This is a genomic window from Ewingella americana, from assembly GCF_006438725.1.
Taxonomy (GTDB): domain Bacteria; phylum Pseudomonadota; class Gammaproteobacteria; order Enterobacterales; family Enterobacteriaceae; genus Ewingella; species Ewingella americana_A.
Genome location: NZ_RCZD01000017.1, coordinates 67,346 through 93,434, shown reverse-complemented (window position 1 = coordinate 93,434; position 26,089 = coordinate 67,346). Strand labels below are relative to the sequence as shown.

Sequence of the window (26,089 nt, the reverse complement as noted above, 5' to 3'; positions counted from 1 at the left end):
CGCTATCGGATAGCAACATAGCCCGCATAAAGGTCTGTGACTTTTACAAACCTGAGGGTTATTTTACGCTGCAGCGCGCACTCAGTCCGAACAGGGCAAGGTCGCTCAGCGCTTTAGTTGGCGCAGCACATCCTTCAGCAAGGATGTGCATCTTCATGCCCTGTCCCTGCGGGGAAAGCGCTGTATGCGTGACACAGTGCTGCGTCATCATGCCGGTAAGGTAGATATCAGTGATGCCGTTGTCGCGCAGCAGTTGCTCAAGGTTGGTTTCAAAGAAGCTGTCGGCCTCTTTCTTAATAATAACCGGCGCATCGCCCAGTGCTGCGGCAACATCCGGATGGATTTTCGCCCCCTTACTGTCAGGTTTGAAGAATGGCGCATCGGCTGTTGCGATATGCTGAATACCGACGATCAACCAGCCTTCACCACGCGCTTTTTCAATCGCGTTAACGGCACCCTTACAGGCTATTTCAGGCGCCTCAAGCGGAAAAGATCCGCCTGGGAAATAATCATTCTGAATATCGATAACGATCAGGGCATTTTTCATGTTCAGTCCTTGGGTTTTATTTATCGGAAAGGTCACACAGTCACCTAAAAACTAGCAGCTAACCCCCCCAGTGAGGGGGCATAAAGTCAAAGTTCGATGCGATCGGGTGAATAGTAAAATCAGTTTTGCCTATGTATTTCTACAAAAGCTCAGGAATTTCGTCCTACGGCAATGGTAAAATGACCTCATCTTCTGATATCGCTTGACATTTTTTACGCAAAGCCAGCCAAAGCAGCGGCACTGCAAGGCAGAGGACCCAAGGCACTAAAAGAAGATGCATGGTTTTCCAACCATAAGCATTGAGCAGCGGACCGGCACCCAGAGAACAAAGAAGGCTGAAGATAAAGACGCTCATGTCATTTGCTGCCTGTGCAATCCCCCTCTCACCCGTGGTGTAAGTCGTTGCCAGCAGGCTGGTTCCGCCGATGTAGAGAAAATTCCAACCTATTCCCATCAGGACTAATGCAATGGCAAATATCCCCCACGTGACAGCCGAAACAGCCAGAGCAATATAGGTAAGCATAAGAAGAACGCCCGTCAGCTTAATTTTAATGACGCCAAACCGCTCGATCAATTTTCCCGTGAAAAACGACGGTACGAAACGGCCCAGTATGTGAAGTTGGATCACGGCGGCGATTTGTGACAAGTCGAAACCGTAATGCTTCATTGCGATGGGCGTCGCCGTCAGGCCCAGAACCATTATTCCAAATCCTGATGCGCCGGAAAAAAGGGCGACAAGATACGCAGGCTGGAAAACCACTTTTTTCCACGGCCGCGCCGTCACTTGTCCGGAAGGTTCATCGGGCTGCGCCGGCATCTGCAAGTGTGACAATAACAACAGGCCCAGCGCGGCCATTATTCCCATAAAGAGGAATGAGCCCACATAGGGCACACTGAATAATGCACTTCCGCGGCTGGCCAGAAACGGTCCTAACAGGGCTGCAACGACGCCGCCGGCAAGTACCAGCGAGATAGCTTTAGTGCGAAATGCGGGAAGTGCCACTTCTCCCGCCGCAAAGCGATAAAACTGCGCAAAAGTCTGAAAAATTCCCAGAAAGAACATCCCAAGGCACAGCAGCATGAATGAATGATGGAACATTGCGACCATGGAAATGACTGCTGCAACCATTCCACACAGAGCACCGGTGATGAAACCTGTTTTTCTACCTATCCGGCTCATCCATAAAGAAGCCGGAAACATCACTAACACCGTTCCGAGGCTCGCCATTGATAGCGGAACGGTGATCAACGAGGGATTGGGCGTTAAAAGCGCGCCGGCCAGGCCACCGATTGTCATTATCAGAACTGATATTGATTGAAAGATGGCCTGAGAGCCCGCAAGTATCAGGACCTGTCGATGCATATTTCTCATATTGGTGGAGCTCCTGAAGATACGAAAATCCGCTTAAGGTGAGTGGCAGACTCCGACCTTATTACTGTCTGAGAAAGCGTGGAAACGAGCAGAAAACAGGCTGAGTGATGATGTCTGATAGGAATAAATTGGTCGGTATTGTTTATCAAAAGAGCCAGCAGCCTGTGAAGGTGCCAGTATAAGGAGCGCTGTCATAGTCAGGTGAGTAGACTGTCAGCCAATTACCAATGGAAATGGGTCAATGTGTAGGGTAGAAGGGGTGGGTATAGCGGGTAATAGCCGCAATCTGAAAGATCTTAGCGTACGTTTTCGCTCCGTTGGCCCTCATACCCCTCTTACGGCAGCTGTGGGCAAGTTGATATTTTTGGCGCTAAATATCAAGATGCCTCCACACAAAAAAACGGCTCGCTGGCCGGTCTGCATTTGCAAAAACATCAGAACATATTAGCGCCAAATAAGTTAACGCTATCCTTAGGGTAGAGCACCTGGGTTATAAGGATACTGAGAACGAAACCAAGTTGGCGTTGAGTGATGAAAGGGACTGCTTCATGCAGCCACTGACCCAGTCACTATTATCATGCTGCGACCGCATTGAGTGATTATGAATTCTCTCCACTTACCCGCTGTGTTACCCCACGATTATGTTTGGCATAATCCTCACCGCAATCCGCGGAACAGAATGCTGTTAAGGCAACCACAGGCTCATCCTTACACCAGATGCACATGCCTCCGGGCTTTAGATACTGGGCTTCCTGGCTGATAACGCCTCGGATAAAATGGCTTTTTCCTGCTCATAAGCTAAATCTGCATCGTCCATAGTTACTCCACATTCATTTGAAAATTATATCTGTAAGGATGTTATCTAAACGTCTTATCACTATCTGTCCTTGGACAGTGCGCGGCCTGCCATCCTTCACGGTCAACTACCAGGTTCATCATTCAAAGGCCAATAAAGCGAACAAGTAAGACAACCGCTACAAAATGATGGCTGAGGGATCAATAAACGCTATGTTCTTCGACCGTTCAAAGACTTTAACTGAAGAAATTTGCCAAAATAAAGTATCAATGCTCGCTATCATCCGGGTTGTTCAAGACGAGCGCAGCCAGTTTAACCACAGCAAAAATCCCTGCGGCTACGAAGGCACCGATAGCAACCAAAACAATCCAGCTGAAAATGCCTATTTAAGTGACCCTTGATTTATGTTTTTTCCATCAGGAAATTTCTGTATTCCAACGTTCTGACATGAAGGGCCGGCGAGCCAGTGCATTCACCCACGAGGCCGCTGACCGGCTGCCTTTATGACGGCAAATAATATGATTATCGGTATTATTGTCGTCAAGCGCCTGAAAAGCGTGAGAAGCACTCGCAGATAAAACCGTCAGCCCTGAAGGAGACTGTGCCTATCGTCCACACCGCATAGTCGCAAGAGTGGTCGGAACTGTACGGCCGGCTGTTGAAATAAAGCGCAGTGGCTTAAGAATTTTCCCTATTTAAAACATGGCTCGTTAGGCTAAAAATGTAGTCCCGCAAAACACCCGTCACATTGATATGAAGTGATGAATCATGATCCTCAATATAATGCAGCGAATAAAGCGTCGGTGGCTTATACAAAGGCTTAGACACCGATGGAGTGCAGTAAACAGGTTGCGGCGTGCGGCCCGGCATAAAGGTTGGTACGGTATTGTTGAGATGTTTCACTGTGAAAGGACCTATAGGGAAATACGGCACGAACTGATGCAGAAGATAAAGGAATCAGAAGCTTCTTGAATTTTTAGGTTAACGCATGCTGTTAATAAAAACATGTTATTAAAAACAGTGTTGACACGGTATCAAAAATCCGTAAATTAGCGTTCAACAGCGGTGGAACAAGTGTATTGCTGTTAGTTTGAAAAAATTAAGTACGTTAGTATAATAATCCGTGTGGGATGAAGTAGAATAAGCAGTGCAGTACGAAGTGTAAGTAGATAAACCTGTTGCATAGTCTGAAACAAAAGAAGTTGTGTTAAATGAGGTTGTAAGTAAGTGTAATAAGTGTTAGTACAATCGCGATGATGTAAGGCTTTGTTTTTTATAGACCATGAGTTCGCGAAAACATTGAGTGTCAGTAGTTTAAATATCGCGAAGGAAGTAAAGCTACGCATCAAAGAGTATATATCGCGAAGGGGAAATGTACGAGTTGAAGTAGTTTGGCCTGACTTGAGTTTGTATTCGTATAAAGCTGTCAGGTGGTTTTAAATCGATAAAGGAGGGGTTTATAGTTGTCAGTACCCGATGTTATCTGTAAGAACTTGTGCATTTAAAGTAGTACCAAATAGCAGTAAAAAGTAACGAAGTATATTAATGTCAAACCCTAAGTTAGCAGTACCTTAAAAGCCCTGATTCGTACAGTCAGGGCTTTTATTGTTTATGCATTAATGGTTAATTTCACACAAACCTCATCCCGTTTAGTGCATGGCCGCTTAACTGATTAATTAAACATCAAAAAATTAATCCTTGCTTAATAAAACAAACCAGGTCTATTATGACGCCATCGGTTTGGAACACAGACCTTATGAAAGCAGTTTTAGTAAAGCAGTCCTCATTTCAAGCGTTATCCTAGATACCCTTCTTCATGAGCCTCCTCCTAAGTGCCCCATAAGTAAAACTCTGCAAAACAGGCCATCTTTGCTGCATAAGCGGCTCAAAAAATGAAAGGAAGTATCTATGTCTAACAAAATGACTGGTTTAGTAAAATGGTTTAACCCTGAAAAAGGCTTCGGCTTCATCACCCCGGAAGACGGCAGCAAGGACGTGTTTGTGCACTTCTCCGCCATTCAGAGCAGCGATTTCAAAACCTTAGACGAAGGCCAAAAAGTGGAGTTCTCTATCGAGAACGGCGCGAAAGGCCCGTCGGCTGCTAATGTTATCACGCTTTAATTGCCGATAATCACGCTAACACTCACGGTAGCGATGAAGGCCGGAGCCTGAGCAGATAAGTGATAGTGATAAAAAACCCGCCTTGAGCGGGTTTTTTCATTTTAAGGCTCTGGTGAAATGCTTCAGATGCAGTAAAAGAATAACAGTCGTTTACCGCAGCTGCTGGAGTGAAAAAAAGAAGCCAAAGAGTGCGAAGCCAACAACCGTGACTGTTAGCAGACCCACGAGTAATTTCCAACCAAACACTTTTCCCTCCGCAAAGTCAGTTTGTTAAACCCGAAAGATATTAATAATATTTTTTCAATGGTCAACCTGAGCGAGTGTCTGGAATCTACCTAGTTTTGGAACAGTGAATAATTATCGGAACGTTTGGCCGGACAAATCATCAGTCAGATGAAAACATGCCCCCTCAGAATCGACCCGCAGGTCAACGAACCGGATCACGAATTTCGCGAACGAGCCCTGGATAACATGGCCACTGTATCCAGGCTCGGTTCGCCGAGCTCAACTCCGTCCTTCCCGCGGCCTTAATTGGCAGGCTACCGGATCGTCAGGTCAGCACAAGTCTCCCCAAAAAAGATGTCGTGGAACTCCTCTTTTTCAGGGATACAGCCCTGAAGGTCATCCCACTAAATAATTTTTCTGAGCGTCCTGAGCAGCGACGGCTAACGCCGTGCGGGCCGCTGCGGCTGCAAGCAACTGTCTTGTGCGTGGCTATGAGACCGAGATTAGTGGTGGGTACAAACCTTAACAGTCAGCTATGAGCTGTGAGTTCAACCGATGGATGCAACACACTGATTGAACGCTCTGCGGGTGATTCATAGTCTAGTGTTTTTCTCGGCCTCTCGTTGAGCTGTCTGGCAACACTGTTTAGCCTTTGCTGGCTGTGAACCGATAAGTCAGTTCCTTTTGGAAAATATTGCCTGAGCAATCTGTTCGTATTTTCATTTGAGCCACGTTGCCAGGGAGATTGAGGATCACAGAAATAAACCTGAATGTCTGTGGCCACAGTAAACTGGGTGTGGCTGGTCATTTCAGCACCCCGATCCCATGTTAATGTTTTATAAAGCTCAACGGGTAATTCCCGGGCTTGTTTGATGAGTGCAGATATAACGGTTATGGTCTTGTTGCCACTGATTTTGCCCAGCATAACAAAGCGGGAATGGCGTTCTACGAGGGTGACGATATAGGAGTTTTTCGAGCCCTGAATCAGGTCACCTTCCCAGTGGCCGGGTATGGCTCGGTCTGCAACATCAGGTGGTCTTTTGCTGATGGGTAACCGATGCCGCTTTCTGACAGGAGGGCGATACCCATCAGTTTGGTGAATAGTGGGCATAACAGAAGAGTGATATCTGTCGAACATTCTGGCGATGTCATGTAAAGAATCACCTTGCTTATACCTGTCCTAGATAATCGCTTTCTGTTCTGGCGTGTAGTAAATGCGCGTTCTTCGTTTCATGGCAACGTCCCCCCTTCTTTAAGGATAGCGTTGCGTCGACTCGTTGAACTCAAAGCGCAAAGCGGATATCACAGCTTTTTTAATCTGAACACACTAACGCGTCGACTACCCACCAGCTAACAGGGGTCACACTGCTTCTCTTCCACCTGGCCATGCGGCACAGTTGACGATGTTAAGCATGCAGGTAGCCACCTCAACGTCGGATACCCTGTTTACGCCGGACACCTATGCAGCCTTGACGGTAGCCATTTCGCAGGCGGTCATGTTCCCCGTCGCATTGCTCACTGCGTGGTATGCCTCCCAGTATGGCTACGCAAGGCTTATCGTTATTGCGCTCATCGTGTTGCCATTCCGTGCTGCGATTGCGTCTTTTGGGAGCAATGAATTCGTTTTATTTCCTGTACAGGCGCTGGACGGTGTCGCTGCGGGTATTGGGGGCGTGGCCGTTCCCGGACTTATTGCTTCATTGTTTAATGGCTCAGGACATATCAACGCAGCGCTTGGACTCATTATGTAACTACAGGGACTGGGTGCCTCACTCAGTCCGGCGTTAGCCAGCGCCATCGTAAGCTACACGTCATGGAGCTTCGCCTATATTATTCTGGGAGGAATTGCGCTGTGTGCCCTTTTCATCTGGCTGATTTTTTGCAGGCACGTTTTTAATTCTATTCGGCCTGATCAAAAGACGTTCTTAGGGCAGAAGTAATACCTACATGCAGAATAGATAGCCTGAAGTAGCTCATGCAGAATTTGGTGGCCGGCTATGTGGCACCGTCAGCCAGATTGACGCCCGCAGAACGAGCCAGGTTACCGATGATATCCAGTGAATTAGCAAAACATTGTATTGCCTTGGAACGCTGGGAGCTGGAAGCGTTAACGCGCGGTGCTCGTTTGAGGTTCGGTGATATCGATATGCACTTTAAGGCACTGGAGGATTGGGCGGAATTCTACTAGTTTGGAAAGGCGAGAGGCGGTGGAATGAAAATGTAGGAAAGAGCGATCCCTCGTAAGATATCCCAGTGAAAGGTGCCAACTCAACGAGGAGGCGCCCTGGACAGACTTACCTGTACCGCAGTACTGCAGATATGAAAGTTCTATCGGGAGAGAGTGGCGATAATGTGCCAAAGAAAGTTAATAATATTATTCGCCCTTCTCTGACAGGCTGAGAAGGGCTGCAACATTAAAATTTTTCCCATCCGCCCTGTTCTTTGACTAACGCGGTGCTATTGGACTGCGTATTCGGCCGGAGAAGAGGACCGGTTGAAGATTGAGGTTCCTTTCCTTCGATTTTAAACACAGAGACAATTTCTGTGAGTTGACGGGCCTGTTCTTCCAGCGAGGCGGCGGCAGCCGCAGATTCTTGTACTAATGCGGCATTTTGCTGCGTCACGCTGTCCATTTGAACCACTGCAGTACCAATCTGGCTGATCCCTTTGCTTTGTTCAGTCGATGCAGCCGCTATCTCACTCATAATGTCATTGACATGGCTGACTGAATTGACGATTTTTTCCATCGCATCACCTGCGTTCGTCACCTGCTCAGATCCCGATTTAATGTTTTCTACCGATTCCTTAATCAGTACGCTAATCTCTTTTGCTGCCTGTGCACTGCGTTGCGCCAAACTTCTTACTTCGCTGGCAACGACGGCAAACCCGCGGCCTTGCTCTCCGGCACGTGCCGCTTCGACGGCGGCGTTTAAGGCAAGAATATTGGTTTGAAAGGCAATACTGTCGATGACACCAATGATATCGACGATTCTATGTGAGCTGCTGGTAATTTTGGACATGGTGGCGATGACGCCGTTGACAATGCTCCCCCCCTGTTGCGCTTCCCTAGTCGCATTGTCTGCCAGTGTGCTTGCCTGACTCGCATTATCGGCATTCTGCTTAACGGTTGAACCGAGTTCTTCCATACTGGCGGCCGTCTCTTCCAGTGCTGATGCCTGTTCTTCAGTCCTGGAGGACAGGTCGGTATTGCCGATCGATATCTCACTGGAGCCTTTGTAAATTGAATCTGCACTGTTGCGGATTTCAAACACCGTTTTGGCCCAATTCCCCTGCATTTTGTCAATATACGGGATTAACTGACCAACACAGTTTCTACCCTGGTCAACAATTCTTTTATCGAGTACGCCCACTGCCAGAGATTCAAGATGCGCCTTTACGATGTTCAAAGGCTTAACGAGAAAGTTTACCAGATAGCGGTCGGTCAACAGCATGATCAGCACACTGATTGATAACGCACTAATGAGAATATACTGGCACCATGCCACCCACTGGTTAATTCTCGTATTTGCTTCACTATTTAGGGACGTTATTTGTGCGTTGTATTTGTCTATTGCCACACTGAAATCAACCCTAAGAGGAAGATATTTATCCGTTTTTATTTTTTCAAAATCATTTATATTTTTTTCTGTAGCTGATTTAAACATCGCTAATACGGCATCATTGTAAAGAGTAAATGATTTGTTATAAATATCATCCACGGTCGTTGAGCCGAGGTTTCCATGATCAATCGCTTTAAATTGGCTGAGTCCATTTTTAAGACCGTCTAATTTGATAAGCGTTGCCTTCATTTCAAAGTCGTAAATGCCACTGTCATTTTTTTCCAACCCACTCATGGCGCGCTCTAATGACGTTACCACGCGGTAGTATTGTGCATTGGCACCATTGATGATGTCGCCATTTTGTTGTTGAACGTTGGTCATCCCGAGCTCTTGCTTTAGCTCCTTAAGCGAGTATAGGGCAAAGCCTGATGCCCCGGCCCACAATAGAGAAAACGTAATGAGAATGAGTATAATCGCTGTTCTTATTTTAATATTCCGTATAAGTCTCATTTTATAAACCCTTGGTATGATAAGTAGAAAAAATGCCTCTTAATACAATTTATGATATTATTAAACAATTTGTAAAATATATAATTTAAATATTTTACATCTCATTCTAATTATTAACATCGGCCGTTGAAATTTTATCTTGAGTTGTTTTTGAGTTGATAACACAAATAAATAGCAACTAATTTAGTTGCTTTATTGAATAAATAAGATTAGATAAAATATTCCTCCGGTCAGGCAATTTGCGTACTTTCTGGCATGCCTGCCAGCGTAATTTATCTAATGCACGGAGCATCGCCATCACATCTCCAACCTAGGCATCGTAGTCACACAGCATTAGATGAACACCGGACATCGGTTATAGGCCGTTTTCCATTTCCGGCATGCATTGCTCCCCGTAAGCCTCTGCCTCCCCACCGCCTGATTTCTGTCGGCATACTCCGATGACCAGTAACCAGCGCGTGTTCGCGGCGGGATCAGTGCCCCGATTTTCTTGCGCCGCAGTTCGTCGTGGCAACGTTTTGTGTCATAAGCCCCATCGGCTGAATCGACCCTGATTTTGCGATGTGTCTGGCGCATAAGTCCCGGGAATGCCTCCGCATCGGTCACGTTGTTCAGGGATAAATCAGCGCAGATAACCTCGTGGGTAGCCGTAAAGTCCCGCTGCAGAACATTGGGGGCGATTTTTCCCTGATCACCTTTCCAGGAACGGTATTTTCCCCCGGATCATTGCTTTCAGGGACTGCTTGTTGATTAACCACTGCACGGTTTTGTGGTCCGTTAGTATTAGCTAAGTTGTACAATAATAATAAAGTTGTACAACTTTGAAACGAGGCGCTAGAGTTATCATTAGTCTTATGAATATTTAGGTAATGAATGTCACTTTACAGCATCGGCGAGGTTGCTCACATTCGTGGTATCAATCCGGTCACGCTTCGCGCGTGGCAACGCCGTTATGGCCTGCTAAAGCCGCAGCGCACCGAGGGCGGTCACCGGCTGTTTAATGACGACGACCTCGATACCATTCGCACCATTCTGGGCTGGATAGAACGCGGCATCCCGGTCGGTCAGGTGAAATCGCTGCTCGAAGGGAAAGTTGAGGCGATATCCACGTATCGCTGATCCAGCCGGGCTTTGTGGATACGACGCTGACCTCACGCAATGACTTCCTGATGCCGATGATGGTGACCGTCAGTAAGGCCTCGGCGCATATCCGTAAAAAACTGGCGCACGGTGCCAGTGAAATTGCCTTCCTGCCACTTTTCGCCCGCTTACTGAAGGTGGCGTCACTGCTCCCGGTCGGCGCGCAAAAATGGTTAAGCCGAAAAATGGTGAGATAAGATGACAACAAAAGTGGCGATCGTCGGCAGCGGTATTTCCGGTCTCAGCTGCGCCTGGTTACTGGCGCAGCGTCAGCCTGACTGTGAAATTACCCTCTACGAATCTGCGGCGACGCTCGGCGGGCACACCGCCACGCAGGATGTCATCTCCGATGGCAAAACCTACGCCATCGATACCGGCTTTATTGTCTATAACACCTGGACGTATCCCTATTTCATTGCCTTGCTGAAAGAGCTGGGCATTGAAGGACAGCCGACCGAAATGAGTTTCTCGGTGCGCAATCCGGTGAGCGGACTGGAGTACAACTGCCATTCGCTGAACAGCCTGTTTGCCCAGCGCCGCAACCTGTTTAAACCGCAGTTCTGGCAGTTTATTCGCGAAATACTGCGTTTCAACAAACGGTGCAAAGCGCGCCTGCTCAATGCACATAACGACAAAGGCACGCTGGCCGATTTGCTGGATCAGAACGGTTTCACACCGTTTTTCGCCCTGCACTACGTGCTGCCAATGGGAGCGGCGATCTGGTCATCTTCGCTGAGCGACATAGCGAAATTCCCGCTGTCGATGTTCCTGCGCTTTTTCGACAACCACGGCCTGCTGGATGTGACGAACCGCCCCCAGTGGATGGTGGTGCCCGGCGGCTCGCGGGAATATATCCGCCGGATGCAGGAAAAATTGCCGCGCAGCGTGACCCTGCGCACCCATACACCGGTGACGGCAATATCCCGCTCCGCCAGCCATGTGACGTTGTCTTCCACCCACGGCGATGAAACCTTTGATGAGGTCATTTTTGCCTGCCATTCCGATCAGGCTCTGGCGATCCTCGGCGACAGCGCCTCGGCGGAAGAACGCACCGTGCTTGGCGAGCTGACGTATCAGGCCAACGACGTGATCCTGCATACCGACACCCGCCTGCTGCCGCGTGAAAAACGCGCGTGGGCGAGCTGGAATTATATGCTGCCGAACTCGCTGAAAACGTCCTCCCGTGCCGATATGCGCGACACCAGCACGGCGAACAGCCGTCGCGGCGGCGTGACTTACAACATGAATATTTTGCATGGGCTGGATACGCCGCAGACGTTTTGCGTGTCGCTTAATCCGCTGACGCCGATCGAAGAAAGCAAAGTGCTGTTCCGCGCGACTTACATGCATCCGGTGCTGAATCTGGAAAGCCATAATGCACAGCAGCAGCGTTTTCGCATCAACGGTCATCACCGTACCTGGTTTTGTGGCGCGTACTGGTACAACGGATTCCACGAAGATGGCGTCAACAGCGCCCGCGACGTGGTCGAGCAACTGGGTTTGCAGCTGCAACGCACCTCAGAAAAACAGCCATTGGCACAGGAAGTATCATGAACAGCACGCTGTACGCCGGCACGGTGCGCCATCGTCGGTTTACACCCGTTGAGCATCGTTTCGACTACGACATTTTTATGCCGCTAATTGATCTCGACGAGCTGGATCAGTTGCCTGCCGTCGGGATCACGCTGGAGCGTTTTTCATCCGCCAGCTTTCGCCGCAAAGACTATCTCGGCGGTGGCGACATCAAAACCAAAGCGCAGAGCAGAATTGCCGAACTGACCGGGGAACGCCCCGATGGCCGCGTGATGTTGCTGTGTCAGCTGTGTTATTTCGGCTGTTATTTCAATCCTGTTAATTTTTACTACCTTTATGACAAAACTGGTGTTTTGCGCTGGATGCTGGCCGAGGTGCGTAACACACCGTGGAACGAACGCCACACTTACGCCGTCGTTCCCGACGGCTCGCAGCCAGTGCCAAAAGCCTTTCATGTGTCGCCCTTCAATCCGATGGACATGGTCTATCACTGGCGGCTGACACCTCCCGGAAAAGAGTTACACATCACTATCGAAAATCACCGCAAAGAACGTGAATTCGATGCCGCTCTGTCGCTGAAGGCGCTCCCGCTCACCCGCGAGGCGCTGCGCAAGCAATTGTGGCGACTGCCCCTGATGACCGCAAAAACCGCCCTGACCATTTACTGGCAGGCCGTGAAACTGTGGCTGAAACGGGCACCGATTTATTCGCATCCTCCTGTTGATAAGGACTGACCATGAGCCAACCCGAAGTGCAACTCGCCCGCGATGGGGTGACTAACCGGCGCAGCAAGGCTGCACGCGCACTGATTCTCGGCGTTTTAAAACAGCTGCATGGTGCCGGTCTGACCCTACGTGAAGCCGGTGAAAATGCCGTGTTTTTTGGCGACCCGACGGCACCGCTGCAGGGTGAAATCGAAGTGCATAATCTGCGCGCCTATCGCCGCGTGTTACTCGGTGGCAGCATCGCCGCGGGGGAAAGTTATATTGACGGCGACTGGACGACGCCCAATCTGACCACCGTGCTGCAGCTGCTGGCCCAAAACCTCAAGTTGGTCGATAAGCTGGAAGCCCGTCTTAGCTGGCTGACCGCGCCGGTAAACGGCCTGATCCACTTATTTCGCCGCAACAGCCCGACGCAGGCGCGTAAAAATATTTCCGCGCATTACGATCTGGGCAACGATTTTTATCAGGGCTTTCTCGATGAGAAAATGCTCTATTCTTCAGCCTGGTATCAGGAACCGCAGATGACGCTGGAACAGGCGCAGGAAGCCAAAATGCGACGCCTGTGCGAGCAGTTGCAGCTGCATGCGGGCGATCACTTACTGGAAATCGGAACCGGCTGGGGTGCGATGGCAGAATTTGCCGCGCGCGAATACGGCTGTCAGGTCACCACCACCACAATTTCCCGCGAACAGTACGATTATGCCTGTCAGCGCATCGAAAAAGCCGGATTAACCGACCGTGTCACCGTGCTGTTCGAAGACTACCGGGCGCTGCGCGGGCAGTTCGACAAGCTGGTTTCAATCGAGATGATCGAAGCGGTGGGCAAGCGCTACCTCAAAACCTTCTTCAAACGCTGCAACGCCCTGCTCAAACCTAACGGACGGATGGCGATTCAGGCGATAACCATTGCCGATCAGCGTTATGCCTCGTACAGCCGCAATGTCGATTTCATCCAGCGCTACGTGTTCCCCGGCGGTTTCCTGCCCTCCATCACTGCGATGAATAACACCATGACCCGCTGTACCGGGCTGGTGGTGCGCGACCTGTTTGATATCGGTTTCGACTACGCCCGCACGCTGCACGAATGGCGTGAACGTGTGCAACGCTACTGGAACGCCCAGCTCGACGGAGCGCAGGATGAGCGCTTCCGCCGCCTGTGGCTGTTTTATCTGTGCTACTGCGAGGCCGGATTCCGCGCCCGCACCATCAGCACAGTGCAGTTGATCGCCGAGCGACGCGGATGAAATCGCTGCGCTTCTGGCTGCTGACGCTTGGCTTCGATGCCTGGTGGACGCTGGCCGTGTGGGGGCGCGAGCGATTTGTTGTCCTGCTGGTGATCAGCAGTTTTCTGATACTGGCGTTCACGCCGTCCCGCCGCTGGTTGTGGGTAGCAGTGGCCTGTTCGTTGGGCATTATTCTGGATTCGCTGTGGTGCATTCTCGGCTTGTTTGAATTTACCGATTCACCCGGCGTACCACCTTGGATTATGGCGCTGTGGCTAGGGTTCAGCGCGTGGTGGCTGTGGCTGCTGGGGCGTCTGCGTCTGACGTGGTACTGGCTTATCCCGCTCGGGGCGGTCAGTGGTCCGCTGGCTTATTACATCGGTATGCGGCTCGGCGCGATGACACTTCTGGCCTCACCGTCTTACGTCTGGCCGCTGATGGCCGCGGGCTGGGCCATTTTCCTGCCGCTTATCAGTCTGCCGGTTTTGCTCAATAGGAGAACCTGATGAAACGCATAGTAACCGCGGCGCTGGCCCTGATGTTTTCCTTCTCCGCATTCGCCTCAGCGCCCTGGGCGCAGTGGCAACAGGTCGGCCGCGCCACCCTGAGCTGGGGGCCGTTTGAGGTTTATCACTCTTCATTGCTGACTCCCGATGGCAAATATCAGGCGCAAAAATGGCCAAAGGCGCTGGCGATTGAGTACCTGCGCAGCATCGATCGTCAGGAACTGACCAAAGCCACCGAAGAACAGTGGCAGAAACTGGGCATGGATGGCGACGCGCAGGAAAATGGCTGGCTGGAGGCCGTGGGAAAAACCTGGCCGGACGTCAGCAGCGGCAGCGAAATTGTCTTTCTTGCCACGGACACCGGAGGTCAGTTTTACAGCCGTGCGCCGAACAGCGTGATGACAGAACCGGTCGGGCAGGCCTTCAGCCCGCAATTTCGCGACGCTTTTCTGGCGATCTGGCTTTCACCCGCGACGCAGTATCCTGATTTACGCAGCAAGCTTATCGGCGCATCTGCATCCGATTAACATTCATCCGGCCGGAGGTTTTATGGCAGTTTCCCACTCTGTTTTACGCAAAGGTTTTCTCGGTCTGATGGCGGCCTGCGTGCTGCTGCTCACCAGCTGCAGTGCGGACATCAAAGATTACGCACAGACACAACCGAAGCTGGATATCTTCACCTATTTCAAAGGCGACAGCGTTGCTTACGGTATGGTGCAGGATTATACGCACAAACAAACGCGACGCTTTGCGGTGAAAATCCGCGGTGACATCGTGGCCGATACACTGACGCTGCACGAAGATTTTGTCTACGACGACGGTGAGAAGCAGACCCGCGTCTGGCACATCCGCAAACTCGCCGACGGCACATACACCGGCACCGCAGACGACATCATCGGCACAGCAAAAGGCCAGTCGGCCGGCAACGCGTTTAACTGGAACTACGTCATGGATGTCAAATCCGGCGGCAGCACCTACCGCCTGACCTTCGACGACTGGATTTACCAGCAGGACGAACAGCACCTGTTCAACGTCACGTCCCTGAAAAAATTCGGCGTAGAAGTCGCACGCGTCACCCTGTTCTTTGAGAAAAAATAGCTTTAAACCGTTTATATAGTCAGCAAGAAATTGGCTTGGGGTCACTCATAAAAATCAGACAGTTAAATTTTTTATAATTTTGATGTTGCTTGCTAAACCCCCTTCCAACATCCCCCTTCGCAGGGCTGTATCTTATACACAATCCTCGGCATGAATGCCGGGGATTTTTTTGAAATCCCCCCCCTTCGCTTGATCTTTTTTGCATTCTCCTTATTAGGTTTTTAGCATGGCTCTATCTAATTGTTTTTAATTGGATAAATGGCTTTTCTGGCTTACTGAGCTTGGCGATTTACGGCGTACCCGTCGTCTCGTGACTCTTGCCACCTCACTTGCACAACATGCCAGACTTTCTATCGTGAAATCATCACATTCCTCCGCTGAAGTGGAAGGTGCCTATGACTCCGTGCTGTAATAGTGTCAGATCAAGTCTGAGCTGATACACGTTAGCTCGTGTTACAGCTTACCTTTATTATCTCCACCATCTCGATCGCAATCCGGAGTGAGTTCTCCAACTGCTTGTTCTCCGATATTCGGGCAAACGTCAGGCGATCGTTCAGGTACTCCATCATCGTGTCGTGGTTGATTTCCACGCCGGTCATAAAAATGCGCGTTGGGGAGGCAGAGGCTTACGGGGAGCAATGCTTACTGGAAATGGAACACGACTTATAACCGGCGGTCGATGGCCGAAACGGCGATGTACCGGGTTAAACAACTGTTCGGTGGTCACCTGACGCTGCGTGACTACGATACGCAGGTCGGTGAGGCTATAGCCACGATCAGTGCATTGAACAAAATGACGCGTACAGGCATGCCTGAAAGTGTACGGATTGCCTGAGGTAGTGACTGATAGGGGGTAGTTTTATCTAAACCCGATTTATTCAACAAAGCCCATTTTTGATTGAATTGTTGGCCCGAGTTACCTGTTCCACAATGCTTTATGTATTTTTCCTGTCTGGTGGTAATCAGACACCAGATCGATAAACTCTTTAAAATCCTTGTTCTCAACCACCAGACGGTTGACGGATTGCCAGTCAATGCTGGTTCGTTCTCGCGCCGGGATGAGAGTCTGACTATTACTAGGATCTTGCGGGTTAAGCAGAATCACTCCAATACCATGCAATGCAATGCAATGCAATGCACACAACATTTGCAGCTCTCTTTCAACTCCACGCTGTTTATCTTCATTTATTTCGGTCGCGACCAGATAGCCAAAGTGGGCCCAACTTGAATTGCTCACTGCCTGGAAGAAATATTCACGAACATTGCTACGGTTAAGCTGACGTTTTACTTCAAACGACCACAGGCGGGTTAAACGTCCTTCGCTATGACGAACGCAGTTTTGCACTACAGTATCCCAACCCTTATCGAGGGGTTGCAATGCGACAATATCAGGATAAAGCCAATGGTTTGCCCCAAGGCCTTTGTTGTTACTTGAACGCTTTTCATCGATGCGGCGGCAAAGCAATTCTTCTTATTCAGAAAGGTATTCAATCAAAAGCGGGTAAAGGGCATGCTCAGAAAAACTTACCGTCTCAGCAGATGGAGTCGGTGCGATATCAAAAGATGACTCTTGATGCACACCATTATCAATTTTCTTACCCCAGTAAAAAAGTCTTGGCCGAGGCTTGTCACGCGTCATAATCTGGGGACACATTGCTTTTGCCTGAACGGTTCTGCTCCCACCGACTTCCGCAGCTATTTGACTCAAGAAATCTTCATCGCTGGCAAAACGAGGGTTTTGACGCTTGTCGGCAAGCTCTGCACCATAGTGATCTATGATCTTTTGGGCAAGCTGGCGAGCTGTAAATTGTTCATCAGGATTAGCCTGAAGAACATTAATAATCATCTGCGGGCGACTAGTCATGGCTCCTGCCTTAGATATAACAGTAAGAACGCTACTTTCTCACAGGCTAAATTTCTGAACGCTGCTTTTAAGATGACACAGTTTAAAACTCCCTATCGCTCAAACCAAGCTCACAATACGAGATTACTGGCATTAAACAACAGAGGACATTTTTATTGTCTGACTAGGTTCTGCTTCGTCAGAAGCCATAATTTAGCAAAAAAATAAGGCATGTTAGATACATACCTTAGTATTTTTTAATCAGCCCGCATTTAATTTGGCAAAATCAAACGGACTCACCGCCTTCTCACGATTTGCATCAAGAAAATCTGCCCACCACTGCAGCATTAGTCTGCGCTCATCTAGAAACTCCGCCTTATGAATGTACGCCGCACGGACACCGTTACGTTCCTGATGACTCATTTGGCGCTCTACGGCGTCTTTCGACCACAGTCCAGATTCGATTAAAGTACTGCAGGCCATCGCCCTGAAGCCGTGACCGCAGACATCCACCTTTGTATCGTAGCCCATCAGACGCAACGCATTGTTTACGGTATTTTCACTCATAGGTTTATAAGGATTATTATCACCGGTAAAGATTAGCTCGTGCTCGCCACTAATATTGCGTATGTGTTTTAGGATCTCCAGTGCCTGTAGCGAAAGCGGCACCAAGTGCGGTGTTCGCATTTTAGAACCTCTGTGCGAATACTTAACGCCTGGAAGTGGTTTGCGTTCAGAGGGAATAGTCCACATCGATTTATCAAAATCTATCTCCGACCAGCGAGCAAAGCGTAGTTCACTGGAACGAATAAAAATCAGCAGTGTCAACTTTGTCGCCAGTACCGTCAGTGGCTGCCCCTTGTAGGATTCGATTCGATTGGTAAGTTCATTAATACGATCGAGGACGAGGGCCGGTCGGTGCTGACGCTTTACAGTTGTCAGGGCCCCCGCCATATCAATAGCAGGGTTATAGCTGATAATGCCAGATTGCGCTGCGTATCGCATGATTGCGGAAATACGCTGTTGCAGGCGAGATGCAACTTCATAAATCTCTTTTGCTTCAGCAGCTTTAACAGGAACCAGCAGGTCAGGTGTTTTCAGTGAAGTGATTTCTCGCGAGCCAATCAACGGGAATACATAGGTTTCAAGGCTTTTGAGGGTTTTCTCACTGTGGGATTCTGACCACTTCTTGTTACTGTTGTGCCATTGGCGGGCAACAACTTCAAACGAATGCATAACGTTTGGTACAGATTTTTGCACACGTTTTTGTTCGCAAGGGTCAATGTTTCCTGCAATCAACTTTCTGGCTTCATCGCGTTTTTCACGAGCTTCGGATAATGACACCTCGGGGTATACGCCCAGAGCAAGAGTTTTCTCCTTCCCCTGAAATCGATAACGGAGCCGCCAGTATTTAGAACCGTTAGGATGGACAAGCAAAAACATGTTGCCGCTGTCAGCGAGCTTATAAGGTTTTTCATCCGATTTGGCTGCCCGGATCTTAGCGTCAGTCAGTGCCATAAGTGGTTTCCTGAATGATTTGAGGGTATAAGAATTATCGAATCAAACTATACCCTCATTTATACCCTCGCAAGGAGATTGATGCAGGTAGAATTTGATTGAATTGGGTTGAGATGAAATTGGTGAGAGTGGTTGATTTAGAAGGTCATACAAAGCAAAAACGGACCTACATGGAGGTCCGTTGATGTGAATTTGGTGCCGACTACCGGAATCGAACTGGTGACCTACTGATTACAAGTCAGTTGCTCTACCTACTGAGCTAAGTCGGCTTTTTGAGGTGCTGCGGGGGACTACGTGGCGTAATTTATTGAAATCTTCAGCGTGAGTCAATAGTGGGAAAGTGCGTTTGCTGCTTTTCCCATCATCCCTTGCATTTTAGGGCTATCGCACCGGTTTCATCAGTCAGAATTCACCGGTGCTCATCGGTTATGGGCGAACCAAATCATCCCCGTAACCAATCCACTTGTAAGTCGTCAGGGCTTCTAACCCCATCGGGCCGCGGGCGTGGAGTTTCTGGGTGCTGACCGCCACTTCAGCGCCGAGGCCAAACTGGCCGCCGTCGGTGAAGCGGGTACTGGCGTTGACGTACACCGCCGAGGAGTCCACTTCATTCACAAAGCGGTCGGCCTGGCTGATGGAACGGGTGAGGATCGCGTCGGAGTGTTCAGTTCCGTAAGCGCGGATATGCGCGATGGCGGCGTCGATGTCGGCAACGACGGTGACGTTGAGATCCAGCGACAACCATTCGTCCGAGTAATCTTCTTCCGTCACTGCCACCACCTTCGCCGGGCCGTTTTGCAGATGCGGCATAGCGGCTTCGCTGGCGTGCAGCGTAACGCCGGCGGCGTGCATTTTGGCGCTCAGTTCCGGCAGGAAGCGGCTGGCAATCGCCTGATGCACCAGCAGCGTTTCGAGGCTGTTACAGGCGCTCGGGCGCTGCACTTTGGCGCTTTCAATCACGGTCAGCGCTTTGGCGAAGTCCACGCTTTCATCAACAAAGGTGTGGCACACGCCGATACCGCCGGTGATCACCGGAATGGTGGACTGCTCGCGGCACAGCTTGTGCAGCGCCGCACCACCGCGTGGGATCAGCATGTCGATGTATTTATCCAGACGCAGCATCTCGGCCACCAGCGCACGGTCCGGGCTGTCGATGGCCTGCACCGCCGCCTTCGGCAAACCGCACTGCTCCAGCGCCTGCTGAATCACTTTCACCGTGGCCTGGTTGGTATGGTGCGTCTCTTTGCCGCCGCGCAAAATGGCCGCGTTGCCGGTTTTCAGGCACAGGCTGGCGACATCAATGGTGACATTCGGCCGCGCTTCATAAATCACGCCAACCACGCCGAGCGGAACCCGACGTCGTTCGAGCCGCAGCCCGCTGTCCTGCGTTGAGCCGTCAATCACCTGCCCGACCGGATCGCTCAGGCGGCAGACGTCGCGCACGTCGCTGGCAATCGCCGATAAGCGTGCGGGCGTCAGCAGCAGACGGTCGAGCAGCGCATCGGTCATGCCGCTGGCACGGGCGGTGGCCATGTCCAGTTCGTTGGCCTGAATAATGCTCTGGCTGTTGGCCTCGAGCATGTCGGCAATCACCAGCAGCGCACGGTTTTTCTCGGCGGTGCTGAGGGTGGAAAGCTGGTAGGAGGCCTGTCTGGCGGCCTTGCCCATTGCATTCAACATGGGTATGTCCTTAAAAAAAAGTCTTCACTAAAAATCTTAACTGACAATCATGTCGTCACGGTGCACGGCAACCGGGCCGTACTCGTAACCGAGGATATCGCTGATCTGCTGGGAATGGTGACCGGCAATCAGGCGCATGGCGTCGCTGTTATAGCGGCTGACGCCGTGGGCCAGGTCACGCCCGGCAAGGCTACGGATGCGGATCACTTCACCACGAGAGAAGTCGCCTTTCACCTCGCGTATACCTTTCGGCAGCAGCGAACTGCCGCGCTCGAGCATCGCGGCCACGGCGCCGTCATCAATGGTGATTTCACCCGCCGGTGGCGCGCCGAAGATCCAGCGTTTGCGGTTCTCCAGCGGTGTTTGCATGGCGTGGAAACGAGTACCGACCGAGACGCCGTTGATCACGTCGGCTATCACGCCCGGCAGGCTGCCTGCGGCAATGATGGTATCGACACCAGCGCGACAGGCGACATCGGCGGCCTGCAGTTTGGTGGCCATGCCGCCGGTACCGAGGCCAGAGACGCTGTCACCGGCAATGCCACGCAGGGCGTCGTCGATGGCGGTGACTTCGCGGATTAACTCGGCCTGCGGGTTAGTGCGCGGGTCGGCGGTGAACAGGCCCGGCTGGTCGGTCAGCAGCAGCAGTTTGTCGGCCCCGGCGAGAATAGCCGCCAGCGCTGACAGGTTGTCGTTATCGCCGACTTTAATCTCGGCGGTGGCTACGGCGTCGTTCTCGTTAATTACCGGCACGATGTGGTTATCGAGCAGCGCATTCATGGTGTCGCGCGCATTGAGGAACCGCTCGCGATCTTCCAGGTCAGCACGGGTCAGCAGCATCTGGCCGATGTTGATGCCATAAATAGAGAACAGCTGTTCCCACAGTTGAATCAAACGGCTCTGCCCGACGGCGGCCAGCAGCTGTTTGGAGGCAATAGTGGCGGGGAGTTCGGGGTAGCCCAGATGTTCGCGCCCGGCGGCAATCGCGCCAGACGTCACAATAACGATGCGATGCCCGGCCGCATGTTGCTGCGCGCACTGACGAACCAGCTCAACGATGTGAGCCCGGTTAAGGCGACGTGAGCCGCCGGTGAGCACGCTGGTGCCCAGTTTTACCACCAAGGTTTGGCTGCCACTCATAATCATTCTGCCGTTTAAAATAGAAATATTGATGAGAGTTTAAATGAAGAGATGGGCTGTTGTCTTTGGAAAAGGAGAGAAGCGTTATGCCCAAAGGCATAACGCAACATTGCGGAGCTTATGCGGAGTAAAGCGTAAATGTCAGGCTGACAGCTTTAAAGGTTCGCCGACAAAATCTTCGGCAGGCTCCAACCTTAATGACATATCAATAATCATGGCGTTGAGGTTCTTGTGGAAACCGCGCAGCGTGGTCTCCAGCCTGTCCCGAACTTCAGCATTTTTAATGTTTTGCGCTTTCCAGTTTCCGTCTTTATCAAACAATCCAAAGTGATAAACATAAGTAAAACGTTCAACTTCGGCTTGCAGTTCAATCCACCAGCCCCAAAACTCACGTGTCTCGGGCGCGGGCTTCACATTCACGCAGACTGCCAGGCAGTCGAAGAAGAAACGATCGTTCTCGCACTTCCCTTCACGGATATAGGGTCCCAAAGTACCGAAACGTTTCATTAGCCGGCTTTTAGGATGACCACTTGGTAACGTCATAGTACAACCTCCATATGTAAGCCATCAGTTGTAGCAAAACGTTAAGAATTAGCAACTATTAAGTTATCGCATTCTCGCCGTCAGCCAGTCGCAAATCTCATGCAAAGCACGGTCAAAGTTGCGAAAAAGCGGCTCAGATTTGATGGTTAATAGTTTGCCATCCGCTGAAGAATCCGCAATCAGCCTCGATTCTTCCTTAGGGCTGAAGGGATCGCTTTCCCAGTAAGCCGCTAAAATCGGGGTGGAAGTCCTGCGCCCAAGCAGACCCTGTGTTTTCAGAGAATACCGATTAAGTTCGGTCTTCAGCGCGCTGTCCGAGGCATTTGACATACCGAGGCGGCTGGCAAGCACGTCCATATACATGTCAGGCACTTTTTCCTGACATTGGGTGTCGCAGAGCAACGTATGTACCAGTGCGCCGAGCGTCGCCACCGCACGTATCCGGCGGGGTTCGAGATAGGCCAGACGCACCGCTACGTTCGCGCCGAAGCGAAAACCCACCAGGCTGACGTTAGTCGCATCGACCCAGGCGACATCGACCAGTTTAGCCAGCACCTGCTGATGCAGGAAACTGGTGTCTTGCGTCAGTTTCCACTTGGCGGAAAAACCGATCGACGGCATGTCGATCGTCAGCATGGCAATGCCGCGTGGTGCCAGATATTCGCGGAACAAACGCTGATGGTCGCACTGTAAGGTGTCCAGACCGCCGCACACCATGACGGTCGGGAACGGGGCTTTGCCTTCGTTCGGCAGGTGCAGGAAACCGGTGATCGGCGCGCCCCCCTCGATGGCAAAGTCGATCTCTTTGAGCTGGTACGGTGAATGCAGCGCAGACTGTTCAAAGGCTTTGTTTGCAAGCACCTGGGCCTGTTCGGCCAGCGTGTCACCTTTCAGGTGCGGGTAACCGGCGATGCTATAAAAGTTGGCGGCGTTAAGCCAGTACTGGCTGGCAAGGTTCACATCTTCTGTTTCCTGCGCCTTTTGCTGCCAGACCATCCCCTGCTGTGACCATTCGTAGATCCAGTTACCGCTGCGATAACCAATCACCGTATCAAGCAGCCGCTCGTCGCTGTGTTTGGAGGTCGACACCGCAATGCGTGAGAGCACTTCTTCGACTTCAATCGGATCAACGCCGCGCCACAGCCATATCAGGCGGTTCAGGGTGCGATACCAGCTGGGCGCAGAATCCCCTTCCAGCGCAGAGTGCAGCGAAGTGTCGCTGTAATGATGATGAACGCGGTTAACCAGCGTTGAAGTCTCAGGATATTTAAAGGTGGGTTTGAACAGTTTTTCCGTAAGGTTGACGGGTGCCATGGTGCAATATCCTCCGTTTGCAAACTGTGGGAACGCGATTCTGCCATTTATATATAGGGAGTACGTTGCGGGAAGACAAGGGAGAGGTCAAGCGGGATGGGACTGTTGTTAAAATCAAAGGTTGGTAAAACCAAAGCAAAACGCCCGACGATTAACCGGGCGTTTCAGAGGATATTTAGAAGAGATGCTCTATTTCCTCTATTTCCTCTATTTCCTCTAAATCATTCGAGTCGTATCCAGGCGGCAACAGAGCAAATCCCCAGGAGCTTACATCAGTAAGTGACTGGGGTGAGACGAGGGCAGCCAACGCCGAGACAGCAAGAAGGATGACGAGGATTTATTTGCCGACTAAAGGAGGAACGAAGACAACACCCATGTCCCACGGCTGTTCAATCCAGGTGTCCTGTGGGATGTCGATCACATAATCGTCAACCAGCGGCGCACCGGCAGGTTTGGCGAAAATGGTGATAAAATGGGCTTTCGGGTACATCTCGCGAATGGCTTTCGCCGTGCCGCCGGTATCCACTAAATCATCGATCACAATGAAGCCTTCGCCGTCACCTTCTGCGCGTTTCAGCACGTGCATATCGCGCTGATTGTCATGGTCGTAACTGGAGATGCAGACGGTATCAACGTGACGGATGCTCAGTTCACGCGCCAGTAAAGCAGCAGGAACCAGGCCGCCACGGCTAACGGCAATAATACCTTTCCACTGTTCTGCCGGCAGCAGGCGCTTTGCCATCGTGCGGGCGTGGATTTGCAGCATATCCCAGGTTACAACGTATTTTTCGCTCATAAAGGTATCCCAGCCAGTGAATTGACGGCTTCTAAAAATTTAAACCCTAAATAATTCGAGTTGCAGAAAGGCGGCAAGTGAACAAATCCCGATGAACTGACATAAGTCAGGGATTCGGGTGAGCCAACGCATCTGCAATTTGAAGTATGACGGGTGTATTCGGGGGAAAAAGGTTGCGCGGGATTATAGTGAGTCCGGCCCACAAAAACCAGCGGTTATGGTATCAATAGTCCGCAAAAACCGCGCATTTTCTGCCTGCCCACGCGCACAGGTTAGGATTAAGTGATATTCTGTCAGGCCATTCGCCACATTCATCGGCGGGGATCCATTAACCTTAAACCTACAGTTTCTCAATCAATTCACCTGCACATAGCATCTGACTGAGCTGACTGTTACAGGAGACTTATAGTGTCTGAACTGTCTCAACTTTCGCCACAACCGCTGTGGGATATTTTTGCCAAAGTCTGTTCAATTCCGCACCCTTCTTACCATGAAGAAGCCCTGGCGAAACACATCGTTGAATGGGCGCAGGAAAAGGGTATCCACGCTGAGCGTGACGAAGTCGGTAACATCCTGCTGCGCAAACCTGCCACCAAAGGTATGGAAAACCGTAAGCCGGTGGCGTTGCAAGCCCATCTCGATATGGTGCCGCAAAAGAACAACGACACCGTTCATGACTTCACTAAAGATCCGATTCAGCCGTTTATCGAAAACGGTTGGGTAAAAGCCCGTGGTACCACGCTGGGTGCTGACAACGGCATCGGTCTGGCGTCTGCGCTGGCCGTTATTGCTGATGACTCCGTTGAACACGGCCCGCTGGAAGTGCTGCTGACCATGACCGAAGAAACCGGCATGGCGGGTGCATTTGGCCTGCAACCGAACTGGTTACAGTCTGAGATCCTGATCAACACCGATTCCGAAACCGAAGGCGAAATCTACATGGGTTGCGCTGGCGGGATTGATTTTACTGCCACCCTGCCCCTGACCCGCGAAGCCGTACCGGCTGGCTACAGCACGCTGAAGCTGACGCTAAAAGGGCTGAAAGGCGGCCACTCCGGCGCTGAAATTCACCTGGGCCTTGGCAATGCCAGCAAATTGCTGGCGCGTTTCCTGGCAGAGCACGCAGATACCCTCGGCTTGCGCCTGCTGGACTTTACCGGCGGCACGCTGCGTAATGCGATCCCACGCGAAGCTATCGTGACGCTGGCAGTTGCTGCGGGCAACGTTGACACACTGAAAGCGGCGGCGCAGGAGTTCCTGGCTACCCTTCAGTTTGAACTGTCAGCGGTTGAGAAGAAAATCGCCCTGGTGGTTGAAGCGACTGAAAGCCCAGCCACAGCACTGAGCGTAGCAAGCCAAAACGGCTTCATTGCACTGCTCAACGCGACACCTAACGGCGTGATCCGCATGAGTGACGACGTCAAAGGCGTGGTCGAAACTTCGCTGAACGTCGGCGTTGTTACCATGAAAGATGACGAAGTGGCGATCAACAGCCTGATCCGTTCGCTTATCGACAGCGGTAAAGAGTACGTGGTGAGCATGCTGGATTCACTCGGTAAACTGGCGGGCGCGAAGACACTGGCGAAAGGCAGCTACCCTGGCTGGAAACCTGAGCCAAGCTCACCGGTAATGACGCTGGTGCGTGAAACTTACCAGCAGCTGTTCGATAAAACCCCGAACATCATGGTGATCCACGCCGGTCTGGAGTGCGGTCTGTTCAAAAAACCGTACCCGAACATGGACATGGTCTCCATCGGGCCGACCATCACCGGGCCACACTCGCCGGACGAACAGGTTCATATCGAAAGCGTTGGCCTTTACTGGCAGTTGCTGACGGCGCTGCTGAAAGCGATTCCTGAGCGTAAGTGATTGTTTTAAATTGGTTAATCACTTTTTATT

Annotated in this window: 22 protein-coding genes, 1 tRNA gene and 5 pseudogenes; 14 read left to right on the top strand and 14 right to left on the bottom strand. The window is 51.0% G+C overall.

The window, feature by feature from the left end:
• Window positions 1–58 precede the first annotated feature (58 nt).
• Window positions 59–547, bottom strand: a complete 489-nt coding sequence (locus EAH77_RS22870; protein ID WP_140475412.1) for an isochorismatase family protein — start codon at window positions 545–547, stop codon at window positions 59–61.
• A 163-nt stretch (window positions 548–710) separates the two neighbouring features.
• The gene (locus EAH77_RS22865; protein WP_140475410.1) at window positions 711–1,919 is read right to left on the bottom strand and encodes an MFS transporter; all 1,209 of its coding nucleotides are present in this window, start codon (window positions 1,917–1,919) and stop codon (window positions 711–713) included.
• 1,008 nt (window positions 1,920–2,927) lie between these two features.
• Between EAH77_RS22865 and EAH77_RS22855 the strand changes: the two genes are divergently transcribed.
• The gene (locus tag EAH77_RS22855; protein WP_140475408.1) at window positions 2,928–3,116 is read left to right on the top strand and encodes a hypothetical protein; all 189 of its coding nucleotides are present in this window, start codon (window positions 2,928–2,930) and stop codon (window positions 3,114–3,116) included.
• 1,507 nt (window positions 3,117–4,623) lie between these two features.
• Window positions 4,624–4,836 (top strand): transcription antiterminator/RNA stability regulator CspE, encoded by a 213-nt coding sequence (gene cspE / locus EAH77_RS22845; RefSeq protein ID WP_140475404.1) that lies wholly within the window; start codon window positions 4,624–4,626, stop codon window positions 4,834–4,836.
• A 773-nt stretch (window positions 4,837–5,609) separates the two neighbouring features.
• Here the strand turns inward: cspE and EAH77_RS22840 are convergent.
• Window positions 5,610–6,295, bottom strand: a pseudogene (locus EAH77_RS22840) (IS30 family transposase).
• Window positions 6,296–6,473: 178 nt separating this feature from the next.
• On the opposite strand from EAH77_RS22840, the gene EAH77_RS22835 reads away from it, so the two are divergent.
• Window positions 6,474–6,812 (top strand): hypothetical protein, encoded by a 339-nt coding sequence (locus EAH77_RS22835; RefSeq protein ID WP_140475402.1) that lies wholly within the window; start codon window positions 6,474–6,476, stop codon window positions 6,810–6,812.
• Window positions 6,813–7,475: 663 nt separating this feature from the next.
• Here the strand turns inward: EAH77_RS22835 and EAH77_RS22830 are convergent.
• Both EAH77_RS22830 and EAH77_RS22825 read right to left on the bottom strand, forming a co-directional pair.
• Window positions 7,476–9,131, bottom strand: a complete 1,656-nt coding sequence (locus tag EAH77_RS22830; RefSeq protein WP_140475400.1) for a methyl-accepting chemotaxis protein — start codon at window positions 9,129–9,131, stop codon at window positions 7,476–7,478.
• Between the two features lie 230 nt (window positions 9,132–9,361).
• A pseudogene (locus EAH77_RS22825) lies at window positions 9,362–9,776 on the bottom strand (transposase); the annotation flags it as partial.
• Window positions 9,777–10,004: 228 nt separating this feature from the next.
• Here EAH77_RS22825 and EAH77_RS22820 point away from each other — a divergent pair.
• From EAH77_RS22820 to EAH77_RS22775, 10 genes and pseudogenes are all read left to right on the top strand, one after another.
• A pseudogene (locus EAH77_RS22820) lies at window positions 10,005–10,220 on the top strand (MerR family transcriptional regulator); the annotation flags it as partial.
• Window positions 10,221–10,264: 44 nt separating this feature from the next.
• Complete coding sequence (locus tag EAH77_RS22815; protein WP_241673521.1) at window positions 10,265–10,468, top strand: hypothetical protein; 204 nt, start codon at window positions 10,265–10,267, stop codon at window positions 10,466–10,468.
• Between the two features lies 1 nt (window position 10,469).
• Window positions 10,470–11,825: an NAD(P)/FAD-dependent oxidoreductase gene (locus EAH77_RS22810; protein ID WP_140475398.1), complete on the top strand. Its 1,356-nt coding sequence runs from the start codon at window positions 10,470–10,472 to the stop codon at window positions 11,823–11,825.
• On the top strand, window positions 11,822–12,538 hold the full coding sequence (locus EAH77_RS22805) for a DUF1365 domain-containing protein (RefSeq protein WP_140475396.1): 717 nt from the start codon (window positions 11,822–11,824) through the stop codon (window positions 12,536–12,538). Before EAH77_RS22810 ends, EAH77_RS22805 begins: the two co-directional genes overlap by 4 nt.
• A gap of 2 nt (window positions 12,539–12,540) precedes the next feature.
• A complete protein-coding gene (locus tag EAH77_RS22800) occupies window positions 12,541–13,773 on the top strand; it encodes an SAM-dependent methyltransferase (RefSeq protein WP_140475394.1) in 1,233 nt (410 codons plus the stop codon).
• Window positions 13,770–14,258 (top strand): DUF2878 domain-containing protein, encoded by a 489-nt coding sequence (locus tag EAH77_RS22795; protein ID WP_140475392.1) that lies wholly within the window; start codon window positions 13,770–13,772, stop codon window positions 14,256–14,258. Before EAH77_RS22800 ends, EAH77_RS22795 begins: the two co-directional genes overlap by 4 nt.
• The gene (locus EAH77_RS22790; protein WP_140475390.1) at window positions 14,258–14,785 is read left to right on the top strand and encodes a hypothetical protein; all 528 of its coding nucleotides are present in this window, start codon (window positions 14,258–14,260) and stop codon (window positions 14,783–14,785) included. Before EAH77_RS22795 ends, EAH77_RS22790 begins: the two co-directional genes overlap by 1 nt.
• Window positions 14,786–14,807: 22 nt before the next feature.
• A complete protein-coding gene (locus EAH77_RS22785) occupies window positions 14,808–15,356 on the top strand; it encodes a DUF3833 domain-containing protein (RefSeq protein ID WP_140475388.1) in 549 nt (182 codons plus the stop codon).
• Window positions 15,357–15,606: 250 nt separating this feature from the next.
• Window positions 15,607–15,753 (top strand): annotated as a pseudogene (locus tag EAH77_RS22780) (transposase DNA-binding-containing protein); the annotation flags it as partial.
• A 210-nt stretch (window positions 15,754–15,963) separates the two neighbouring features.
• A pseudogene (locus EAH77_RS22775) lies at window positions 15,964–16,191 on the top strand (IS5/IS1182 family transposase); the annotation flags it as partial.
• A gap of 81 nt (window positions 16,192–16,272) precedes the next feature.
• Here EAH77_RS22775 and EAH77_RS25640 read toward each other — a convergent pair.
• From EAH77_RS25640 to gpt, 9 genes are all read right to left on the bottom strand, one after another.
• Entirely contained in the window at window positions 16,273–16,821 is a 549-nt protein-coding gene (locus tag EAH77_RS25640; RefSeq protein WP_241673520.1) for a hypothetical protein, read from the bottom strand.
• Between the two features lie 6 nt (window positions 16,822–16,827).
• Entirely contained in the window at window positions 16,828–17,220 is a 393-nt protein-coding gene (locus tag EAH77_RS25635; protein ID WP_241673519.1) for a hypothetical protein, read from the bottom strand.
• Between the two features lie 240 nt (window positions 17,221–17,460).
• Complete coding sequence (locus EAH77_RS22765) at window positions 17,461–18,717, bottom strand: tyrosine-type recombinase/integrase (protein ID WP_140475386.1); 1,257 nt, start codon at window positions 18,715–18,717, stop codon at window positions 17,461–17,463.
• 193 nt (window positions 18,718–18,910) lie between these two features.
• Window positions 18,911–18,986, bottom strand: a tRNA-Thr gene (locus EAH77_RS22760).
• 157 nt (window positions 18,987–19,143) lie between these two features.
• A complete protein-coding gene (gene proA, locus EAH77_RS22755; RefSeq protein WP_161985846.1) occupies window positions 19,144–20,397 on the bottom strand; it encodes a glutamate-5-semialdehyde dehydrogenase in 1,254 nt (417 codons plus the stop codon).
• Window positions 20,398–20,433: 36 nt separating this feature from the next.
• The gene (proB, locus tag EAH77_RS22750; protein ID WP_140475382.1) at window positions 20,434–21,537 is read right to left on the bottom strand and encodes a glutamate 5-kinase; all 1,104 of its coding nucleotides are present in this window, start codon (window positions 21,535–21,537) and stop codon (window positions 20,434–20,436) included.
• Between the two features lie 141 nt (window positions 21,538–21,678).
• Window positions 21,679–22,080: a sigma factor-binding protein Crl gene (gene crl, locus EAH77_RS22745; RefSeq protein ID WP_140475380.1), complete on the bottom strand. Its 402-nt coding sequence runs from the start codon at window positions 22,078–22,080 to the stop codon at window positions 21,679–21,681.
• Between the two features lie 63 nt (window positions 22,081–22,143).
• Window positions 22,144–23,394: an esterase FrsA gene (gene frsA / locus EAH77_RS22740; RefSeq protein WP_140475378.1), complete on the bottom strand. Its 1,251-nt coding sequence runs from the start codon at window positions 23,392–23,394 to the stop codon at window positions 22,144–22,146.
• A 337-nt stretch (window positions 23,395–23,731) separates the two neighbouring features.
• Complete coding sequence (gene gpt, locus EAH77_RS22735) at window positions 23,732–24,190, bottom strand: xanthine phosphoribosyltransferase (RefSeq protein ID WP_140475376.1); 459 nt, start codon at window positions 24,188–24,190, stop codon at window positions 23,732–23,734.
• A 408-nt stretch (window positions 24,191–24,598) separates the two neighbouring features.
• On the opposite strand from gpt, the gene pepD reads away from it, so the two are divergent.
• Window positions 24,599–26,059 carry a beta-Ala-His dipeptidase gene (gene pepD / locus EAH77_RS22730; RefSeq protein WP_140475374.1) on the top strand — a complete coding sequence of 487 codons (1,461 nt, stop codon included), beginning with the start codon at window positions 24,599–24,601 and terminating at the stop codon, window positions 26,057–26,059.
• The last annotated feature ends 30 nt before the right edge of the window (window positions 26,060–26,089 follow it).

What these genes read in the sequence shown, in the direction of transcription:
- EAH77_RS22870 (WP_140475412.1), bottom strand. Translation starts at nt 547, where the DNA reads ATGAAAAATGCCCTGATCGTTATCGATATTCAGAATGATTATTTCCCA.
- EAH77_RS22865 (WP_140475410.1), bottom strand. Translation starts at nt 1,919, where the DNA reads ATGAGAAATATGCATCGACAGGTCCTGATACTTGCGGGCTCTCAGGCC.
- EAH77_RS22855 (WP_140475408.1), top strand. Translation starts at nt 2,928, where the DNA reads ATGTTCTTCGACCGTTCAAAGACTTTAACTGAAGAAATTTGCCAAAAT.
- cspE (WP_140475404.1), top strand. Translation starts at nt 4,624, where the DNA reads ATGTCTAACAAAATGACTGGTTTAGTAAAATGGTTTAACCCTGAAAAA.
- EAH77_RS22835 (WP_140475402.1), top strand. Translation starts at nt 6,474, where the DNA reads ATGCAGGTAGCCACCTCAACGTCGGATACCCTGTTTACGCCGGACACC.
- EAH77_RS22830 (WP_140475400.1), bottom strand. Translation starts at nt 9,131, where the DNA reads ATGAGACTTATACGGAATATTAAAATAAGAACAGCGATTATACTCATT.
- EAH77_RS22810 (WP_140475398.1), top strand. Translation starts at nt 10,470, where the DNA reads ATGACAACAAAAGTGGCGATCGTCGGCAGCGGTATTTCCGGTCTCAGC.
- EAH77_RS22805 (WP_140475396.1), top strand. Translation starts at nt 11,822, where the DNA reads ATGAACAGCACGCTGTACGCCGGCACGGTGCGCCATCGTCGGTTTACA.
- EAH77_RS22800 (WP_140475394.1), top strand. Translation starts at nt 12,541, where the DNA reads ATGAGCCAACCCGAAGTGCAACTCGCCCGCGATGGGGTGACTAACCGG.
- EAH77_RS22795 (WP_140475392.1), top strand. Translation starts at nt 13,770, where the DNA reads ATGAAATCGCTGCGCTTCTGGCTGCTGACGCTTGGCTTCGATGCCTGG.
- EAH77_RS22790 (WP_140475390.1), top strand. Translation starts at nt 14,258, where the DNA reads ATGAAACGCATAGTAACCGCGGCGCTGGCCCTGATGTTTTCCTTCTCC.
- EAH77_RS22785 (WP_140475388.1), top strand. Translation starts at nt 14,808, where the DNA reads ATGGCAGTTTCCCACTCTGTTTTACGCAAAGGTTTTCTCGGTCTGATG.
- EAH77_RS25635 (WP_241673519.1), bottom strand. Translation starts at nt 17,220, where the DNA reads ATGACTAGTCGCCCGCAGATGATTATTAATGTTCTTCAGGCTAATCCT.
- EAH77_RS22765 (WP_140475386.1), bottom strand. Translation starts at nt 18,717, where the DNA reads ATGGCACTGACTGACGCTAAGATCCGGGCAGCCAAATCGGATGAAAAA.
- proA (WP_161985846.1), bottom strand. Translation starts at nt 20,397, where the DNA reads ATGTTGAATGCAATGGGCAAGGCCGCCAGACAGGCCTCCTACCAGCTT.
- proB (WP_140475382.1), bottom strand. Translation starts at nt 21,537, where the DNA reads ATGAGTGGCAGCCAAACCTTGGTGGTAAAACTGGGCACCAGCGTGCTC.
- crl (WP_140475380.1), bottom strand. Translation starts at nt 22,080, where the DNA reads ATGACGTTACCAAGTGGTCATCCTAAAAGCCGGCTAATGAAACGTTTC.
- frsA (WP_140475378.1), bottom strand. Translation starts at nt 23,394, where the DNA reads ATGGCACCCGTCAACCTTACGGAAAAACTGTTCAAACCCACCTTTAAA.
- gpt (WP_140475376.1), bottom strand. Translation starts at nt 24,190, where the DNA reads ATGAGCGAAAAATACGTTGTAACCTGGGATATGCTGCAAATCCACGCC.